An 18,145-nucleotide genomic window follows, 5' to 3' on the forward strand; every position below is an offset into this window, starting at 1 on the left:
TATGAATAGCGGTTTTACCCACATCACCGTGCTGCTCGAAGAAGCCGTGGAGGCTCTCGCGGTGCGCGCTGATGGCTGCTATCTGGACGGTACGTTCGGACGTGGCGGGCATAGCCGTCTCATATTGAACCACCTCGGCCCCGACGGTCGGCTGCTGGGTTTCGACAAGGACCCCCAAGCGATTGCCACAGGGCAAGCGCTAGCGGCCGAAGACGGCCGCTTTGTCATTGTGCAGCGCAGCTTTGCCGAGTTGGGCTCGCAAGCTCAGGAGCTTGGCCTTGCGGGCAAGGTCAGCGGCATTTTGCTCGACCTGGGCGTGTCGTCGCCGCAGCTCGACGACCCCGAGCGCGGTTTCAGTTTCATGAATGACGGCCCTCTGGATATGCGCATGGACCCGACCCGCGGCGTCAGCGCTGCCGAATTCATTGCCAGCGCGCCCGCCGAAGAAATCGCCCGCGTGTTCAAGGAATACGGCGAAGAGCGCTTTGCCAAACGCATGGCCAATGCCGTCGTTCAGCGCCGTGAAATCCAGCCTTTCGAGCGCACTGCCGATCTCGCTGAAGTCCTCAAGGTCGCCAACCCCGCCTGGGAAAAAGGCAAGAATCCTGCAACGCGTGCCTTTCAAGGCCTGCGTATTCATGTCAACAACGAACTGGGCGATCTGGAAGCCGGGCTTGAAGCGGCAATGGAGTCTCTGGAAGTCGGTGGCCGTCTGGTCGTCATCAGTTTTCACTCGCTGGAAGACCGCATCGTCAAGCTGTTCATGCGCAAGCTCGCCAAAGGCGAGGCCGACAACATGCCGCGCAACCTGCCGATCCAGTACAAGGCGTTCGAGCCGAAAATCAAGATCCACGGCAAAGCTCAATTCGCATCGGATGTCGAAACAAAGGCCAACCCGCGCTCGCGCAGTGCTGTCATGCGCGTAGCGGAGAAGCTCAGGTGAGCCGTCTGTTCCTGAAGCCTTTGCCCGGCGGCAGTTTCATTATGCTGCTGCTGTTCATTGCTGTCCTCGTGTCGGCGATTGGCGTTTCCTATAGTGCTCATTGGAACCGTCAACTGCTCAACTCGCTGTACTCGGAGATGAGCGTGCGCGACAAGGCGCAGGCAGAGTGGGGTCGTTTGATTCTTGAGCAAAGCACCTGGACGGCCCACAGCCGCATCGAAACACTGGCCACCGAACAGCTGAAAATGCGCATCCCGAGCGCTGCTGAAGTGCGGATGGTGGCGCCATGATGAAGCTTGAGGGCGCACTGTATCCTTGGCGTTTTCGCGTAGTCGTGGGTCTTCTGGTCTCCCTGGTGCTTGCCATTTGCTGGCGCATCGTCGACCTGCAGGTCATCGACCACACCTTCCTCAAGGAACAGGGTGACGCGCGCAGCCTTCGGCATATTCCGATTCCGGCTCACCGTGGCCTGATCACTGACCGTAATGGCGAACCGCTTGCAGTTAGCACGCCGGTTACCACGCTGTGGGCCAACCCGCGCGAAATGCAGCAGGACAAGTCCAAGTGGCCGATGCTTGCAGCGGCTACAGGTCAGGATCTCAAAGCGCTGACCGATCGCCTTGAATCGCAGGCCACCAAGGAGTTCATTTACCTGGTTCGCGGCATGACGCCGGAGCAGGGTCAGGCGGCGCTGGATTTGAAAGTCCCCGGCGTTTATGGCATCGAAGAATTCCGCCGTTTCTACCCGGCAGGTGATGTGACCGCGCACATGGTTGGCTTTACCGACCTTGATGACCACGGTCGCGAAGGTGTCGAGCTGGCGTATGACGACTGGCTTGCCGGAGTGCCCGGCAAGCGGCAGGTCATCAAGGACCGGCGCGGCCGGCTGATCAAGGACGTTCAGGTGACCAAGAATGCCAAGGCCGGAAAGACCTTGGCTTTGTCTATTGACCTGCGCCTGCAATACCTGGCCACCCGTGAACTGCGTAACGCCATCGTTGAAAACGAAGCGAAGGCAGGCAGCATGGTGATCATGGACGTCAAGACCGGCGAGGTTCTGGCGATGGTCAACCAGCCGACTTACAACCCGAACAACCGCCGCACCATGGTGCCAGCCGCCATGCGCAACCGGGCGATCATCGACGTGTTCGAACCAGGTTCGACCATGAAGCCGATCTCCATGACCGCAGCGCTGGACAGCGGCCGTTGGAAACCGACCGACAAGGTCGAGGTTTATCCGGGCACCCTGCAGATCGGCAAATACACGATTCGTGACGTGACCAAGACCGAAGGCCCGGTGCTCGACCTGACCGGCATCCTGATCAACTCCAGTAACGTCGGCATGAGTAAAGTCGCGTTCGACGTAGGCGGCGAAGCTATTTTCCGCGCCATGCAGCGCGTCGGCTTCGGTCAGTACACTGGCCTGGGCTTCCCGGGCGAGCGCGTCGGCAACCTGCCTAACTACCGCGAATGGCGCAAGGCAGAAACCGCCACGCTGTCTTATGGCTACGGTCTGTCGGTAACGGCCCTGCAACTGGTGCATGCCTACGGCGCGCTGGCTAACAATGGCCGGATCGTACCGCTGACCATTCTGAAAACAGACAAAGAGCCCGAGTCGACTCAGGCTATTCCCGAGAAAACCGCCAAGACCCTGCAAGGTATGTTGCAGCAGGTGATCGAAGACCCGCGCGGCGTGTATCGCGCCCGTGTGCCGTCCTATCACGTCGGCGGTAAGAGCGGTACAGCACGTAAGACGTCGATCGGCACCAAGGGTTATGCGGAGAACTCCTACCGCTCCCTGTTCGCCGGTTTCGGCCCCATGAGTAACCCGCGTTACGCCATCGTCGTGGTCATCGACGAGCCGAGCAAGGGCGGTTACTACGGCGGTCTGGTTTCGGCTCCGGTGTTCAGCAAGGTCATGTCCGGCACGTTGCGTCTGATGAACGTGACGCCAGACAACCTTGCGCCACCGGAACAAGTCAATGTCGCACCTGCAGCCAAAGGAGGGCGTGGTTGATGGCCTTTAATCTCAGCAAGATTTTCGCTCATACCGACCGCGATCCCTTGATACGCGAGTTGACACTCGACAGCCGCAATGTTCGTCCAGGTGACCTGTTTCTGGCTGTGCCGGGTATCAAGGTCGATGGTCGCGCGCACATCGCCGACGCACTCAAGCGCGGCGCAGCAGCGGTGGCCTACGAGGTCGAAGGTGCAACGGTTCTGCCGATCACCGACGTGCCGCTGATTCCGGTCAAAGGGCTGGCAGCGCAGTTGTCCGACGTTGCCGGTCGCTTCTACGGCGACCCGAGCCGCAGCCTGAATCTGGTGGGTGTCACTGGCACCAACGGCAAGACCAGCGTCACCCAGCTGGTTGCTCAGGCGCTCGACGCGCTGGGTCAACGCTGCGGTATCGTCGGCACCCTCGGCACCGGCTTTTACGGCGCACTGCAAAGCGGCCGTCATACCACTCCTGATCCCATTGCCGTTCAGGCAACGCTGACCGACCTGAGAAAGGCGGGCGCGCGCGCCGTGGCTATGGAAGTATCGTCCCACGGTCTGGATCAAGGCAGGGCTACGGCGCTGGCGTTCGACGTGGCAGTGCTGACCAATCTGTCTCGTGATCACCTGGATTATCACGGCACCATGGAAGCTTACGCGGCAGCCAAGGCCAAGCTGTTCGCGTGGCCGAATCTGAACTGCCGGGTGATCAATCTGGATGACGATTTTGGTCGCGAACTGGCTGGCCTCAAGCAAGAATCGCGGTTGATCACCTACAGCCAGCTGGACAGCTCGGCGTACCTGTACTGCCGCGACGCGAAATTCGATGACGATGGCGTGCGCGCCACACTGGTCACGCCTCAGGGCGAGCATTTCCTGCGCAGCAGCCTGCTGGGGCGCTTCAACCTGAGCAACGTGCTGGCAGCGGTCGGCGCACTGCTGGGGCTGGACTACGCGCTGGACGAAATTCTCAAGGTACTGCCCAAACTCGAAGGGCCGGTCGGCCGCATGCAGCGTCTGGGCGGCGCCGACAAGCCTCTGGTGGTCGTGGATTACGCGCACACCCCGGACGCTCTGGAAAAAGTGCTCGAAGCACTGCGTCCGCACGCCAAAGGCCGCCTGTTGTGCCTGTTCGGTTGCGGCGGTGATCGCGATCGCGGCAAACGCCCGTTGATGGCTGAAGTGGTCGAGCAACTGGCTGACGGCGTCTGGGTTACTGATGACAACCCGCGCTCCGAGGCACCGACCAACATTTTTGACGACATTCGTCCAGGTTTCGTAGCGGCCGACAAAGTGCGCTTCATCGAAGGTCGTGGTCAGGCCATTGCCGAGCTGATCGCCAGCGCAACTGTCGATGACGTGGTGGTGCTGGCGGGCAAAGGCCACGAGGACTATCAGGAAATCGACGGCAAGCGTCAGCCGTTTTCCGATCTGGAAGAAGCCGCCACGGCGCTTGCCGCATGGGGGCCTGAGAATGATTAAGCCGATGACATTCAGCGAACTGACCGTACCGCTCGACGCGCGTCTGGTCGGCGGCGATTGCAGCTTTGACGGTGTGAGCACCGACAGCCGTGGCATCGCGCCGGGGCAATTGTTCGTGGCCCTGACCGGCCCGCGCTTCGACGGCCATGAGTACCTCGACCAGGTCGCAGCCAAAGGCGCAGTCGGTGCCCTGGTCGAGCACGAAGTGGAGGGCGCTGCCTTGCCACAGCTGGTGGTACTCGATACTCGCAAGGCGCTCGCGCAACTGGGTGCGATGAACCGCAACGGGTTTGTCGACAGGCCTGTCGCCGCCGTCACCGGCTCCAGCGGCAAAACCACTGTCAAGGAAATGCTCGCGAGCATCCTGCGCACGCGCGGCCCTGTATTGGCAACGCGCGGCAACTTGAATAACGAACTGGGCGTTCCGCTGACCCTGCTGGAGCTGGCGCCGGAATACACCTCTGCGGTCATTGAGTTAGGCGCTTCACGGGTCGGCGAGATTGCCTACACCGTGAGTCTGACCAAGCCGCATGTGGTCATTATTACCAATGCCGGAACCGCCCATGTCGGCGAGTTTGGTGGCCCCGAGCGAATCGTCGAGGCCAAGGGCGAGATTCTTGAAGGCGTCGAAGCCAGCGGCACAGCCGTGTTGAATCTGGAAGACAAGGCATTCCCGATCTGGCGCAAACGCGCCGGTCCCCGCAACATTCTGACCTTCGCGCTGGCTGATGCGGCGGCTGATTTCCATGCCGGCGAGCTGAGCCGTGATGCGCGAGGCTGCCCGAGCTTCACCATGGCCAGCCCGCTCGGCAGCGCGCAGGTACAGCTGAATCTGCTGGGCACGCACAACGTGACCAACGCCTTGGCCGCTGCCGCTGCCGCCTGCGCACTGGGCGTGAGCCTGGAGGGCATCGTTGCCGGCCTGAACAACGTGCAGCCGGTCAAAGGTCGCGCTGTCGCGCAAATCGCCAGCAACGGTGTGCGCGTCATCGATGACACCTACAACGCCAACCCTGGGTCGATCAACGCTGCCGTCGACATCCTTACCGGTTTTACCGGCCGTACCGTGCTGGTGCTGGGCGATATCGGCGAGCTGGGCGAATGGGCCGAGCAGGGGCATCACGACGTGGGCGCCTATGCCGCTGGCAAGGTGTCGGCGCTGTATGCCGTCGGCCCACTCATGACACACGCCGTCAGTGCCTTCGGTGAACATGCCTACCACTTTGCCAGTCAGGCAGAGCTGATTGCGGCGCTGGGCGCCGAGCAAGACCCCAATACCACTTTACTGATCAAGGGCTCGCGTAGCGCTGCGATGGAAAACGTCGTGGCTGCCTTGTGCGGTTCTAGCCTGGAGAAACATTAATGCTGCTGCTGTTGGCCGAGTTCTTACAACAGTTCTACAAAGGCTTTGCTGTCTTTCAGTACCTGTCTCTGCGCGGGATCCTTGGCGTGCTCACTGCGCTGACGTTGTCGCTGTGCCTGGGGCCGTGGATGATCCGCACCCTGCAGATGCGCCAGATCGGCCAGTCGGTCCGTAACGATGGTCCGCAATCGCACTTGTCCAAGTCCGGTACGCCGACCATGGGCGGTGCGCTGATCCTCTCGTCCATCGGTATCAGCACCTTGCTCTGGGCTGATTTGAGCAACCGTTACGTCTGGGTTGTGTTGCTGGTGACCTTTCTGTTCGGTGCCATCGGCTGGGTTGATGACTACCGCAAGGTCATTGAAAAGAATTCCCGTGGTCTGCCGAGTCGCTGGAAGTATTTCTGGCAGTCGGTGTTCGGCCTTTGCGCGGCAATCTTTCTGTACACGACTGCGCCATCGGCGACCGAAACCACATTGATCGTGCCGATGCTCAAGGATGTGCGCATTCCGCTCGGCATCGGCTTCATCGTGCTGACGTACTTTGTGATTGTCGGCTCCAGCAACGCAGTCAACCTGACTGACGGCCTGGACGGGCTGGCGATCATGCCGACGGTGATGGTCGGCGGTGCGCTGGGCATCTTCTGCTACCTGTCGGGTAACGTGAAATTCGCGGAATACCTGCTGATTCCCTACGTGCCGGGGGCAGGTGAGCTGATTGTCTTCTCGGGTGCACTGATTGGTGCGGGGCTCGGGTTTCTCTGGTTCAACACCTATCCGGCTCAGGTGTTCATGGGCGACGTCGGTGCGCTGGCACTGGGCGCTGCGCTGGGCACCATGGCTGTGATCGTGCGTCAGGAAATGGTCCTGTTCATCATGGGCGGCGTGTTCGTGATGGAAACCCTTTCAGTGGTCATTCAGGTTGCGTCTTTCAAACTGACCGGCCGCCGCGTATTCCGCATGGCGCCGATTCACCACCACTTTGAACTCAAAGGCTGGCCCGAGCCACGCGTGATCGTCCGTTTCTGGATCATCACCGTGATTCTGGTGCTCATCGGCCTTGCCACATTGAAACTGAGGTAGAACGAGTGTCCCTGATCGTTTCCGACCGCTTCCGCATTATTGTGGGGCTTGGCAAGAGTGGCATGTCCCTGGTTCGCTTCCTGGCGAACCGGGGCGTGTCCTTTGCTGTGGCCGACACGCGGGAAAATCCTCCTGAGCTGGCGACTTTGCGTCGTGACTATCCTCAGGTGGAAGTGCGGTGTGGCGAACTGGACGTGGACTTCCTCTGCCGTGCCGACGAGCTTTATGTCAGCCCTGGTCTGGCCCTGGCCACACCGGCCTTGCAGCAGGCGCATGCACGCGGCGTCAAGCTGTCCGGCGACATCGAACTGTTTGCCCGTTACGCCAAGGCACCGGTGATTGCGATTACCGGTTCCAACGCGAAAAGCACCGTGACCACGCTGGTCGGCGAGATGGCCGCAGCTGCCGGCAAGCGTGTTGCTGTGGGCGGCAATCTGGGCACCCCGGCGCTGGACCTGCTCAGCGATGATGTCGAGTTGTACGTGATGGAGTTGTCCAGTTTTCAGCTCGAAACCACTGATCAGCTCAATGCCGAAGTGGCGACCGTACTGAACATCAGCGAAGACCATATGGACCGTTATTCCGGTCTGCCGGCCTATCACCTCGCCAAGCACCGTATTTTCCGTGGCGCGCGGCAAGTGGTGGTCAATCGGCAGGACGCGCTGTCCCGTCCGTTGATCGGCGAAGGCCTGCCTTGCTGGACTTTCGGCCTCAACAAGCCTGACTTCCACGGCTTTGGTCTGCGTGAAGAGAACGGCGAAAAATTCCTGGCATTCCAGTTCGAGAACCTGATGCCGGTGAGCGAGCTGAAAGTTCGCGGCGCACACAATCAGGCTAACGCACTGGCAGCCCTGGCGCTGGGGCATGCCGTGGGCCTGCCGTTCGACGCCATGCTTTCCAGCCTGCGTGAGTTCACCGGCCTTGAGCACCGCTGCCAATGGCTGCGCGAGCGCAATGGCGTGGACTACTACAACGATTCCAAGGCCACCAACGTGGGTGCTGCACTGGCCGCTATCGAAGGCCTGGGCTCGGATATCGTCGGCAAGCTGGTGTTGATCGCCGGTGGCGATGGCAAAGGTGCCGACTTCAGCGGCCTGCGTGCCCCCGTGGCTAAATACTGCCGCGCTGCGGTGTTGCTGGGTCGCGATGCCGAGCTGATTGCACAGTCGCTGGGTGATGCCGTGCCGCTGATTCGTGTCGACACGGTACAGGCAGCTGCCGAGCGCAGCGCCGAGCTGGCTCAGCACGGCGATGCCGTGTTGCTTTCCCCTGCATGCGCCAGTCTGGACATGTTCAAGAATTATGAAGAGCGCGGACGTGTGTTCGCGCAGGCAGTGGAGTGCTTGTCATGATCTTCGGTGTGATCAAGCCTTATCCATCGCCACTGATCAGCGGGCGCGGTATCGACCTCGACTTCCCGATGCTGGTCGGTTGTCTGGCGCTGCTGGGCCTCGGTCTGGTCATGATTACTTCTGCTTCGTCGGAAGTTGCCGCCGTGCAGTCGGGCAATACGCTGTACATGATGACTCGCCACCTGGTCTATCTGCTGATCGGTCTGGGCGCGTGCGGTGTGACCATGATGATCCCGGTCGCCACCTGGCAGCGTCTTGGCTGGCTGATGCTGCTCGGCGCGTTCGGCCTGTTGCTGCTGGTGCTGGTGCCGGGGATCGGGCGCGAGGTGAACGGGTCGATGCGCTGGATCGGCTTCGGCGCGTTCAACGTGCAGCCGTCGGAGATCGCCAAAGTGTTTGTGGTGATCTTCCTGGCGGGCTACCTGATTCGTCAGCAGCAGGAAGTTCGCGAGAGCTGGATGGGCTTCTTCAAGCCGTTCATCGTGCTGTTGCCGATGGCCGGTCTGCTGCTCATGGAGCCAGACTTCGGCGCAACCGTGGTGATGATGGGCGCGGCAGCGGCCATGTTGTTTCTCGGTGGCGTAGGCCTGTTCCGTTTCTCGCTGATGGTCGTGCTGGCGGTCGCCTCGGTTGTCGTTCTGGTTCAGGCCCAGCCTTACCGGATGGCGCGTCTGACCAACTTCACCGACCCGTGGGCCGACCAGTTCGGTTCGGGCTATCAATTGACCCAGGCGCTGATTGCCTTCGGGCGCGGCGAGTGGATCGGCGTCGGACTGGGCAACAGCGTGCAAAAGCAGTTCTATCTGCCGGAAGCGCACACCGACTTTGTGTTCTCCGTGCTGGCGGAAGAGCTGGGCGTGGTCGGCTCGCTGATCACGGTTGCGCTGTTTCTGTTCGTCGCCATTCGCGGCATGTACATCGGTATGTGGGCCGAGCGCGCCAAGCAGTTCTTTGGCGCTTATGTGGCCTACGGTCTCTCGTTTCTGTGGATTGGTCAGTTTCTGATCAATATCGGTGTGAACGTCGGCCTGCTGCCAACCAAGGGTCTGACCCTGCCGTTCCTCAGTTATGGCGGCAGCTCGCTGGTCATCTGCTGCGCAAGCCTTGGCTTGCTGCTGCGCATCGAATGGGAATCGCGCAACAACATGGGCAGCGAAGAAGCCGAGTTCAAGGAAAGCGACTTCGCCGAGGAGACGCCCCATGGACGCTAATGTGCTGATTATGGCTGGCGGGACCGGCGGGCATGTGTTCCCGGCACTGGCCTGCGCTCGCGAATTCCAGGCCCGTGGCTACAAGGTCCATTGGCTGGGTACGCCGCGCGGCATTGAAAACGAGCTGATTCCGCAGGCGGGTCTGCCCCTGCACCTGATCAATGTTACCGGTCTACGTGGCAAGGGCCGCTTGTCGCTGCTCAAGGCGCCTTTCATGCTGCTCAAGGCCCTGATGCAGGCCCGCAAGGTTGTGCGTCAGGTGAAACCGGTCTGCGTGGTCGGCTTTGGTGGTTATGTCACCGGCCCCGGCGGTCTGGCTGCAAGGCTTGCTGGCGTACCGTTGATCATCCACGAGCAGAATGCCGTTGCCGGCACTGCCAACCGCAGTCTGGCGTCGTTCGCCAGCCGCGTGTGCGAGGCGTTCCCGAATACATTTGCCGCCTCGGCCAAGCGCCGCACCACCGGCAACCCGGTGCGTGTCGAGCTGTTTCTTGAAACACCGCGTCAGACGCTGGCCGGCCGCAAGGCGCGTCTGCTGGTGCTGGGCGGCAGCCTGGGCGCGGAGCCGCTGAACAAGTTGTTGCCCGACGCGCTGGCGCAACTGCCTCAGGACATCCAGCCCGAAGTGTTTCATCAGTCGGGCAAGAATCATGACGCCGTCACTGCCGAGCGCTATCGCAACGTGGGCGTCGAGGCGCAGGTTGCGCCGTTCATCCAGAACATGGCCCAAGCCTATAGCTGGGCCGATCTGGTGGTCTGCCGCGCAGGCGCATTGACCATCAGCGAACTGGCCGCCGCCGGTCTGCCGTCGTTGCTGATACCGCTGCCCCACGCGATTGATGACCATCAGTCGCGTAACGCCGACTATCTGGCCCGCGAAGGCGCAGCCTTCGTCATGCCGCAAGCGACAACTGGCGCCGCCGAGATGGCCGCACGCCTGAAAGAGGTTTTGATGCAACCCGAACAATTGAACAGCATGGCCCGCACTGCACGCAGCCTGGCCAAGCCTGATGCAACCAACACCGTCGTCAATGTCTGTGTGGAGGTGGCCCATGGTTGAGAATCAGCGCGCCATGCCCCAGCCTGAAATGCGCCGTATTCGCCGCATCCATTTCGTCGGTATCGGCGGCGTTGGCATGTGCGGTATTGCCGAGGTGTTGTTGAACCTCGGTTACGAAGTGTCCGGCTCCGACCTCAAGGGCTCGGCCGTGACCGAACGCCTTGAGTCGTTCGGTGCGCAGATTTTCGTCGGCCATCGCGCCGAGAACACCGTGGGTGCCGATGTACTGGTGGTTTCCAGCGCCGTGAACACGTCCAACCCGGAAGTCGCTACCGCTCTGGAGCGCCGTATTCCAGTGGTGCCGCGTGCCGAGATGCTCGCCGAGCTGATGCGCTATCGCCACGGCATTGCCGTTGCCGGTACGCATGGCAAAACCACCACCACCAGTCTGATCGCCTCGGTGTTCGCGGCCGGTGGCCTGGACCCGACGTTCGTCATTGGTGGCCGTCTGAACGCCGCCGGCACCAACGCGCAACTGGGCACCAGCCGTTACCTGATTGCCGAAGCCGACGAAAGCGATGCCAGTTTTCTGCACCTGCAACCGCTGGTCGCGGTGGTCACCAACATCGATGCCGATCATATGGCGACCTACGGCGGCGACTTCAACAAACTGAAGAAGACCTTTGTCGAGTTCCTGCACAACCTGCCGTTCTACGGTCTGGCAGTGATGTGCATTGATGATCCGGTGGTGCGCGATATTCTGCCGTTGGTCAAGCGCCCGACCATGACTTATGGGTTTAGCGAAGATTCTGACGTGCGCGCGATCAACGTGCGTCAGGACGGCATGTTGACATTCTTCACCGTGCTGCGCCGCGACCGCGAGCCGCTGGACGTGTCGGTGAACATGCCCGGCAACCACAACGTACTTAACTCGCTGGCGACCATCGCCATCGCGACTGACGAAGGCGTCAGCGACGAAGCCATCGTTCAAGGGCTTTCGGGCTTTCAGGGCGTCGGCCGACGCTTCCAGGTCTACGGCGAGCTGCCGGTCGAAGGCGGCCACGTGATGCTGGTCGACGATTACGGTCACCACCCGCGTGAAGTCGCTGCTGTGATCAGTGCTGTACGTGGCGGCTGGCCGGATCGTCGTCTGGTCATGGTTTATCAGCCGCACCGTTTCAGTCGTACCCGCGACCTGTACGACGATTTTGTGCAGGTGCTCGCTGAAGCTAATGTGCTGCTGTTGATGGAGGTCTACCCGGCCGGTGAAGAGCCGGTTCCCGGCGCGGACAGCCGCAACCTGTGCCATAGCATTCGCCAGCGCGGCCAACTGGACCCGATCTATATCGAGCGCGGCGTCGAGCTGGCGCCGCTGGTCAAGCCGCTGCTGCGCGCAGGCGACATTTTGCTGTGTCAGGGCGCTGGTGACATTGCTGGTCTGGCACCGCGATTACTGAATAGCCCGCTGTTCGTCGGCGCGAAAGTGGCTTCGACCGAAGGTAAGTTGAAATGACAGCCGTTGCCCGGTCTTCCCTGCGCTCGACACTTGAGCCGAAAAGCTTCGGCCGTGTCGCCGTGCTCTTCGGTGGCAAGAGTGCCGAGCGGGAAGTCTCCCTGAACTCGGGGAATGCAGTGCTCAAGGCGCTGCTCGACGCTGGCGTGGATGCGTTCGGCATCGATGTGGGCGACGACTTCCTGCAGCGACTGGTCAGCGAAAAAATCGACCGTGCGTTTATTGTCCTGCACGGCCGCGGCGGCGAAGACGGCACCATGCAAGGGCTGCTGGAATGTCTGGAAATCCCCTACACCGGCAGCGGTGTACTGGCTTCGGCACTGGCAATGGACAAGTTGCGCACCAAGCAGGTCTGGCAGAGCCTTGGCCTTGCAACGCCGCTGCACGCCGTTCTGGAAAACGAGAACGATTGTATTTGCGCGGCCACGGAACTGGGCTTCCCTTTGATCGTCAAACCGGCCCATGAAGGTTCAAGTATCGGTATGGCGAAGGTGAACAGCGTCGATGAATTGATCGCCGCCTGGAAAGCTGCCAGTACCTACGATTCGCAAGTATTAGTCGAACAGTGGATTCAGGGTCCTGAGTTTACTGTGGCGTCTCTGCGTGGCCAGGTGTTGCCTCCCATTGGCCTGGGCACTCCTCACAGTTTTTATGATTACGATGCCAAGTACCTGGCCTCCGATACTCAGTACCGGATCCCGTGTGGGCTTGACGATGTACAGGAACAGCAACTCAAACAACTTGCAGCACGCGCGTGCGACGCCATTGGCATTGCAGGGTGGGCGCGCACGGATGTGATGCAGGACGCAGAGGGCAAGTTCTGGCTGTTGGAAGTCAATACCGTGCCCGGCATGACCGATCACAGTCTGGTGCCGATGGCAGCACGCGCTGCCGGTCTGAACTTTCAACAACTGGTGTTGGCGATTCTGGCCGACAGCGTTCAGGCGAGAGGTTAAGGCATGTACGGCCCGTCGGCACGTCCTCAGCCCCCCGCTCCCGGCCGCAACAAGCCCGTGCCGCGTGGCGCCAGCCGGATGGTGGCCAAAGAGCCTCTGTCGGCGCGCCTGCCCAAGGCCAACTTCAGTTTTCTGAAGCGTTTGTTCTGGCCAGTGCTGTTGGTGGTGCTGGGCTTTGGTACTTATGAGGGCGCACAGCGTCTGCTGCCGTATGCCGACCGCCCGATTGCCCGCATCAACGTGCAGGGCGATTTGAGTTACATCAGCCAGCAGGCTGTGCAGCAACGAATTGCGCCTTATGTGGCGTCGAGTTTTTTCAAGATCGATCTGGCCGCCATGCGCACCGAACTTGAGCAGATGCCGTGGATTGCACACGCTGAAGTGCGTCGCGTCTGGCCGGATCAGGTGGTCATTCGTCTTGAAGAGCAGTTGCCGGTTGCCCGTTGGGGCGATGAAGCACTGTTGAATAACCAGGGGCAGGCTTTCACACCGCGTGAACTGTCCAATTACGAACATCTTCCCCAGTTGTTCGGCCCGCAGCGGGCCCAACAGCAGGTGATGCAGCAGTACCAGGTATTGAGTCAGATGTTGCGGCCAATGGGCTTCTCCATCGTGCGCCTGGAACTGCGCGAGCGCGGCAGCTGGTTCCTGACAACAGGCGCCGGTAGTGCTGGCCCGGGTATCGAATTGTTGCTTGGACGCGACCACCTTGTCGAGAAGATGCGCCGCTTCATCGCGATCTACGACAAAACGCTGAAAGAACAAATAACGAATATCGCGCGCGTCGACTTGCGTTACTCCAACGGCCTTGCGGTCGGTTGGCGCGAACAGGCAGCGGCAACGACGGACAAACCCGCCGTCGCGAAGAATTGATAAGAGGCAGGACCATGGCAAACGTGCAAAGCGGCAAAATGATCGTCGGGCTGGATATCGGTACCTCCAAGGTGGTGGCGCTGGTAGGCGAAGTCGCGGCCGATGGCTCGCTGGAAATAGTGGGTATCGGTACCCATCCGTCCCGCGGCCTGAAAAAAGGCGTGGTGGTGAATATCGAATCCACCGTGCAGTCGATTCAGCGCGCTATCGAAGAAGCGCAGTTGATGGCCGGTTGCCGTATCCACTCGGCATTCGTCGGTGTTGCAGGCAGCCACATTCGTAGCTTGAACTCCCACGGCATCGTGGCGATTCGTGATCGCGAAGTCAGCGCTGCGGACCTTGAGCGTGTGCTCGATGCTGCTCAGGCGGTGGCCATTCCTGCCGACCAGCGCGTGCTGCACACCCTGCCTCAGGATTACGTGATCGATAACCAGGAAGGCGTGCGTGAACCCCTGGGCATGTCCGGCGTGCGTCTGGAAGCCAAGGTCCACGTCGTGACCTGCGCGGTGAACGCGGCTCAGAACATAGAGAAGTGCGTGCGTCGCTGCGGTCTGGAAGTCGACGACATCATTCTCGAGCAACTGGCATCGGCCTACTCGGTACTGACCGACGACGAGAAAGAGCTGGGCGTCTGCCTGGTGGACATCGGTGGCGGCACGACCGACATCGCGATCTTCACCGAAGGCGCCATTCGTCATACAGCGGTGATCCCAATTGCCGGCGATCAGGTCACCAACGACATCGCCATGGCGCTGCGTACGCCGACCCAGTACGCCGAAGAAATCAAGATTCGTTACGCCTGCGCTCTGGCCAAACTGGCCGGTGCCGGCGAAACCATCAAGGTGCCGAGCGTGGGCGACCGTCCACCTCGCGAGCTGTCGCGTCAGGCCCTGGCCGAAGTGGTCGAGCCTCGTTATGACGAGCTGTTCACTCTGATCCAGGCCGAACTGCGTCGCAGCGGCTACGAAGACCTGATCCCGGCCGGCATCGTGCTGACCGGTGGTACGGCGAAAATGGAAGGTGCGGTGGAACTGGCCGAGGAAATCTTCCACATGCCGGTGCGCCTGGGCGTGCCGCACAGCGTCAAAGGGCTCGCGGATGTGGTGCGCAACCCGATCTATTCAACGGGCGTAGGCCTGTTGCTGTATGGCCTGCAGAAACAGTCGGACGGTATTTCGCTGTCCGGGATTGTCGGCAACAGCAGCTACAGCGACGAAACCAAGGCCCCGGTGCTTGAGCGGATCAAGCGTTGGGTGCAGGGCAATTTCTAAGCGTCAGATTTCAAAGATTCAGGGCGACAAAAAGCAGTATCGGCAGGCAGTAGGCAAACCTAACTAGAAAGCGGAAGGAGAGAGAAAATGTTCGAACTCGTAGACAACGTCCCGCAAAGCCCGGTTATCAAGGTTATCGGTGTAGGCGGTGGTGGCGGAAACGCTGTCAATCACATGGTCAAGAGCAACATCGAAGGCGTGGAATTCATCTGCGCCAACACGGATGCTCAAGCGCTGAAAAACATCGGCGCGCGGACCATTCTGCAACTGGGCACAGGCGTGACCAAAGGCCTTGGCGCTGGCGCCAACCCTGAAGTCGGTCGTCAGGCCGCACTGGAAGATCGCGAGCGCATTGCAGAAGTTCTGCAGGGCACCAACATGGTCTTCATCACCACTGGCATGGGCGGCGGTACCGGTACCGGTGCAGCACCGATCATTGCTGAAGTGGCCAAGGAAATGGGTATTCTGACGGTCGCAGTCGTGACTCGTCCGTTCCCGTTCGAAGGTCGCAAGCGTATGCAGATCGCCGATGAAGGCATCCGTATGCTGTCCGAAAGCGTCGACTCGTTGATCACCATTCCCAACGAGAAGCTGCTGACCATCCTCGGTAAGGACGCCAGCCTGCTGTCGGCTTTCGCCAAGGCTGACGATGTACTGGCCGGCGCCGTTCGCGGTATCTCCGACATCATCAAGCGTCCGGGCATGATCAACGTCGACTTCGCCGACGTGCGCACCGTGATGAGCGAAATGGGCATGGCGATGATGGGCACTGGCTGCGCCAGCGGTCCGAACCGTGCGCGTGAGGCGACTGAAGCGGCTATCCGCAACCCGTTGCTCGAAGACGTCAACCTGCAGGGCGCTCGCGGCATCCTGGTCAACATCACTGCCGGTCCTGACCTGTCTCTGGGTGAGTACTCGGACGTGGGCAGCATCATCGAAGCGTTCGCTTCCGAGCACGCGATGGTCAAGGTCGGTACGGTTATCGATCCTGACATGCGTGACGAGTTGCACGTGACGGTGGTTGCTACCGGCCTGGGCGCGAAAATCGAGAAGCCTGTCAAGGTCATCGACAACACGCTGCAGACCACCCAGCAGGCTCCTGCACAGCAGGCGGCCCGTCAGGAAGCTCCTTCGGTCAACTACCGTGATCTGGACCGTCCTACCGTGATGCGCAACCAGGCACACGCAGGCGCAACAGCTGCGGCGAAGATGAATCCAAACGATGACCTTGATTACCTGGACATCCCGGCTTTCCTGCGTCGTCAGGCCGATTGATGAAATGTATCAGGGGTATTAGGGTGATTGGTGTTCAGCAAAGGCATGGTCTGCTATCATCGCCAGCCTTTGTTGATACCAGTTCGCAACTTGCGCTGAAGCGGCCCATGCCATGATAAAACAACGCACCCTGAAAAATATTATCCGTGCCACAGGTGTAGGCCTGCACTCCGGGGAGAAGGTTTACCTGACCCTCAAGCCCGCACCTGTGAATACCGGCATTGTGTTTTGCCGAGCTGACCTTGACCCCGTCGTGCAGATCCCTGCGCGTGCGGAAAACGTCGGCGACACCACTCTGTCGACCACTCTGGTCAATGGTGATGTCAAAGTTGATACGGTAGAACACCTGCTCTCGGCCATGGCTGGCCTTGGCATCGATAACGCCTACGTCGAGCTCTCTGCCTCCGAAGTTCCTATCATGGACGGCAGCGCAGGCCCTTTCGTATTCCTGATTCAATCGGCAGGCCTGGAAGAACAGGACGCGCCGAAGAAATTCATCCGTATCCTGCGTGAAGTCACAGTGGAAGAGGGCGGTAAACGCGCTACTTTCGTGCCTTTCGAAGGGTTCAAGGTCAGTTTCGAGATCGATTTCGATCACCCCGTCTTCCGTGACCGCACCCAGAGTGCAAGCGTGGACTTTTCCAGCACTTCCTTTGTGAAGGAAGTCAGCCGTGCCCGGACCTTCGGGTTCATGAGTGATATCGAGTACCTGCGCAAGCACAACCTCGCACTCGGCGGCAGTGTGGAAAACGCCATCGTGGTCGACAAGGACGGTGTACTGAACGAAGACGGCCTGCGTTACGAGGACGAATTCGTCAAACACAAAATCCTCGATGCTATCGGTGACCTCTACCTGCTGGGCAATAGCCTGATCGGTGAGTTCCGGGGCTTCAAATCGGGGCATGCACTGAACAATCGTCTCCTGCGCGCCTTGATCGAGCAGACAGACGCCTGGGAAGTTGTGACCTTCGAGGATGCCAGTACGGCACCTATTTCTTACATGCGTCCTGTCGCGGCCGTGTAAGCAAGCTTTACTCTCTTTCCTTTTGTTATTTAAAGGCTGCCCTCGGGTGGCCTTTTTTTATGGGATTTTTTGTCGGGCGTCAGGTGTGCGCGGGGTTTGGCCGTTGGCAGATTGTTGGTCGAGAGGGCTCAGCGGTTACTTCTTGTCCCTGGCGTGGCTGGCCAGCCGTTCAAGGGCGGCGCGCAGCTTGGGGTCGGTGATGCCCTCGGCGGTGGCCTGAATGTTTTCGGCGGCGACCGTCGACAGGTCGATGGTGTGCGTGGCCGCTCCGCGCGGGGCGTCGGGTGGCTGCACCTTGAAGGCAATACGGGTCAGATTGATGAATTCATCAAACGCAATCAGTTGCCGGTGCAGACGCTTCTGCTGATAACGCAGGCGCGTGGCCCAATGACCGTCCGTCACGATCAATAACAACGTGCCTTCGCGCCACGACGCCACATGACAATGCTCGCGGGCCGCTGGCTGCAACTGACTTTCGAGCAGGCGCTGCAAATGGCTCAGGCGCTCGGCGTGACGGAAGATAGCCTTGAGGGGCTTGGCTTCACGCAGCAAAACAGCGGGTGGGCGGGCATTCAGAGGACGAAAGGCCATGGGCAAGTGCCTGGTAACAAGATGAACATCTTAACAGAAAGCAATCTGACGGCTGCTTTCCAAGGCATTTCCGTGCTTTCATATGCAAATCAATGAGTAACTTCCCCGGATTGCGGGTTGAAGTGCTTGAAAATGGCCCCATTGTAAACCTGCCCCGTCACAGCGCTGTGCCAGCATCGTGGAATAACGCCACTTTCCTCACCATCGTTTC

At 60.3% G+C, this 18,145-nt stretch carries 16 protein-coding genes; 15 read left to right on the plus strand and 1 reads right to left on the minus strand.

The features are described 5' to 3' along the window. The first annotated feature begins 1 nt into the window (after window position 1). From rsmH to lpxC, 15 genes are all read left to right on the plus strand, one after another. Complete coding sequence (gene rsmH / locus QRN38_RS21535) at window positions 2–943, plus strand: 16S rRNA (cytosine(1402)-N(4))-methyltransferase RsmH (protein WP_007243678.1); 942 nt, start codon at window positions 2–4, stop codon at window positions 941–943. Continuing rightward, window positions 940–1,233 carry a cell division protein FtsL gene (gene ftsL / locus QRN38_RS21540; RefSeq protein ID WP_005739040.1) on the plus strand — a complete coding sequence of 98 codons (294 nt, stop codon included), beginning with the start codon at window positions 940–942 and terminating at the stop codon, window positions 1,231–1,233. Before rsmH ends, ftsL begins: the two co-directional genes overlap by 4 nt. Beyond that, window positions 1,233–2,960 (plus strand): peptidoglycan D,D-transpeptidase FtsI family protein, encoded by a 1,728-nt coding sequence (locus tag QRN38_RS21545; protein WP_005766560.1) that lies wholly within the window; start codon window positions 1,233–1,235, stop codon window positions 2,958–2,960. Before ftsL ends, QRN38_RS21545 begins: the two co-directional genes overlap by 1 nt. Beyond that, a complete protein-coding gene (locus QRN38_RS21550) occupies window positions 2,960–4,423 on the plus strand; it encodes a UDP-N-acetylmuramoyl-L-alanyl-D-glutamate--2,6-diaminopimelate ligase (RefSeq protein ID WP_057418804.1) in 1,464 nt (487 codons plus the stop codon). The genes QRN38_RS21545 and QRN38_RS21550 overlap by 1 nt, the downstream gene beginning before the upstream one ends. Then, entirely contained in the window at window positions 4,416–5,786 is a 1,371-nt protein-coding gene (locus QRN38_RS21555; protein WP_007243676.1) for a UDP-N-acetylmuramoyl-tripeptide--D-alanyl-D-alanine ligase, read from the plus strand. The genes QRN38_RS21550 and QRN38_RS21555 overlap by 8 nt, the downstream gene beginning before the upstream one ends. Beyond that, window positions 5,786–6,868 carry a phospho-N-acetylmuramoyl-pentapeptide-transferase gene (gene mraY / locus QRN38_RS21560; protein WP_003313553.1) on the plus strand — a complete coding sequence of 361 codons (1,083 nt, stop codon included), beginning with the start codon at window positions 5,786–5,788 and terminating at the stop codon, window positions 6,866–6,868. The genes QRN38_RS21555 and mraY overlap by 1 nt, the downstream gene beginning before the upstream one ends. 5 nt (window positions 6,869–6,873) lie before the next feature. Then, window positions 6,874–8,220: a UDP-N-acetylmuramoyl-L-alanine--D-glutamate ligase gene (murD, locus tag QRN38_RS21565; protein ID WP_057418805.1), complete on the plus strand. Its 1,347-nt coding sequence runs from the start codon at window positions 6,874–6,876 to the stop codon at window positions 8,218–8,220. Continuing rightward, the gene (gene ftsW / locus QRN38_RS21570) at window positions 8,217–9,431 is read left to right on the plus strand and encodes a putative lipid II flippase FtsW (RefSeq protein ID WP_003377639.1); all 1,215 of its coding nucleotides are present in this window, start codon (window positions 8,217–8,219) and stop codon (window positions 9,429–9,431) included. Before murD ends, ftsW begins: the two co-directional genes overlap by 4 nt. Beyond that, window positions 9,421–10,491: an undecaprenyldiphospho-muramoylpentapeptide beta-N-acetylglucosaminyltransferase gene (gene murG / locus QRN38_RS21575; RefSeq protein WP_057418806.1), complete on the plus strand. Its 1,071-nt coding sequence runs from the start codon at window positions 9,421–9,423 to the stop codon at window positions 10,489–10,491. The genes ftsW and murG overlap by 11 nt, the downstream gene beginning before the upstream one ends. After that, window positions 10,484–11,944, plus strand: coding sequence for a UDP-N-acetylmuramate--L-alanine ligase (murC, locus tag QRN38_RS21580; protein WP_005766570.1), 1,461 nt, complete (start codon window positions 10,484–10,486; stop codon window positions 11,942–11,944). The genes murG and murC overlap by 8 nt, the downstream gene beginning before the upstream one ends. Continuing rightward, the gene (locus tag QRN38_RS21585) at window positions 11,941–12,900 is read left to right on the plus strand and encodes a D-alanine--D-alanine ligase (protein ID WP_057418807.1); all 960 of its coding nucleotides are present in this window, start codon (window positions 11,941–11,943) and stop codon (window positions 12,898–12,900) included. Before murC ends, QRN38_RS21585 begins: the two co-directional genes overlap by 4 nt. Before the next feature lie 3 nt (window positions 12,901–12,903). Then, window positions 12,904–13,773 carry a cell division protein FtsQ/DivIB gene (locus QRN38_RS21590; protein WP_005766574.1) on the plus strand — a complete coding sequence of 290 codons (870 nt, stop codon included), beginning with the start codon at window positions 12,904–12,906 and terminating at the stop codon, window positions 13,771–13,773. A gap of 14 nt (window positions 13,774–13,787) precedes the next feature. Beyond that, entirely contained in the window at window positions 13,788–15,044 is a 1,257-nt protein-coding gene (gene ftsA / locus QRN38_RS21595) for a cell division protein FtsA (protein WP_003377649.1), read from the plus strand. An 87-nt stretch (window positions 15,045–15,131) separates the two neighbouring features. After that, on the plus strand, window positions 15,132–16,319 hold the full coding sequence (gene ftsZ, locus QRN38_RS21600) for a cell division protein FtsZ (RefSeq protein WP_005766576.1): 1,188 nt from the start codon (window positions 15,132–15,134) through the stop codon (window positions 16,317–16,319). A 112-nt stretch (window positions 16,320–16,431) separates the two neighbouring features. After that, entirely contained in the window at window positions 16,432–17,343 is a 912-nt protein-coding gene (gene lpxC, locus QRN38_RS21605) for a UDP-3-O-acyl-N-acetylglucosamine deacetylase (RefSeq protein ID WP_003377651.1), read from the plus strand. Between the two features lie 135 nt (window positions 17,344–17,478). On the opposite strand, the gene QRN38_RS21610 is transcribed toward lpxC, so the two are convergent. Continuing rightward, window positions 17,479–17,934: a DUF721 domain-containing protein gene (locus QRN38_RS21610; protein ID WP_003377653.1), complete on the minus strand. Its 456-nt coding sequence runs from the start codon at window positions 17,932–17,934 to the stop codon at window positions 17,479–17,481. Window positions 17,935–18,145: the final 211 nt, after the last annotated feature.

The sequence above is a fragment of the Pseudomonas sp. CFBP2511 genome (assembly GCF_030209255.1).
GTDB classification, from domain to species: Bacteria; Pseudomonadota; Gammaproteobacteria; order Pseudomonadales; family Pseudomonadaceae; genus Aquipseudomonas; species Aquipseudomonas avellanae.

Bases quoted from the DNA above. Each gene is read 5' to 3' on its own strand.
- QRN38_RS21550 (WP_057418804.1), top strand. From the start codon at position 2,960: ATGGCCTTTAATCTCAGCAAGATTTTCGCTCATACCGACCGCGATCCC.
- QRN38_RS21590 (WP_005766574.1), top strand. From the start codon at position 12,904: ATGTACGGCCCGTCGGCACGTCCTCAGCCCCCCGCTCCCGGCCGCAAC.
- QRN38_RS21545 (WP_005766560.1), top strand. From the start codon at position 1,233: ATGAAGCTTGAGGGCGCACTGTATCCTTGGCGTTTTCGCGTAGTCGTG.
- ftsA (WP_003377649.1), top strand. From the start codon at position 13,788: ATGGCAAACGTGCAAAGCGGCAAAATGATCGTCGGGCTGGATATCGGT.
- rsmH (WP_007243678.1), top strand. From the start codon at position 2: ATGAATAGCGGTTTTACCCACATCACCGTGCTGCTCGAAGAAGCCGTG.
- murC (WP_005766570.1), top strand. From the start codon at position 10,484: ATGGTTGAGAATCAGCGCGCCATGCCCCAGCCTGAAATGCGCCGTATT.
- ftsW (WP_003377639.1), top strand. From the start codon at position 8,217: ATGATCTTCGGTGTGATCAAGCCTTATCCATCGCCACTGATCAGCGGG.
- ftsZ (WP_005766576.1), top strand. From the start codon at position 15,132: ATGTTCGAACTCGTAGACAACGTCCCGCAAAGCCCGGTTATCAAGGTT.
- mraY (WP_003313553.1), top strand. From the start codon at position 5,786: ATGCTGCTGCTGTTGGCCGAGTTCTTACAACAGTTCTACAAAGGCTTT.
- QRN38_RS21585 (WP_057418807.1), top strand. From the start codon at position 11,941: ATGACAGCCGTTGCCCGGTCTTCCCTGCGCTCGACACTTGAGCCGAAA.
- murG (WP_057418806.1), top strand. From the start codon at position 9,421: ATGGACGCTAATGTGCTGATTATGGCTGGCGGGACCGGCGGGCATGTG.
- lpxC (WP_003377651.1), top strand. From the start codon at position 16,432: ATGATAAAACAACGCACCCTGAAAAATATTATCCGTGCCACAGGTGTA.
- QRN38_RS21610 (WP_003377653.1), bottom strand. From the start codon at position 17,934: ATGGCCTTTCGTCCTCTGAATGCCCGCCCACCCGCTGTTTTGCTGCGT.
- QRN38_RS21555 (WP_007243676.1), top strand. From the start codon at position 4,416: ATGATTAAGCCGATGACATTCAGCGAACTGACCGTACCGCTCGACGCG.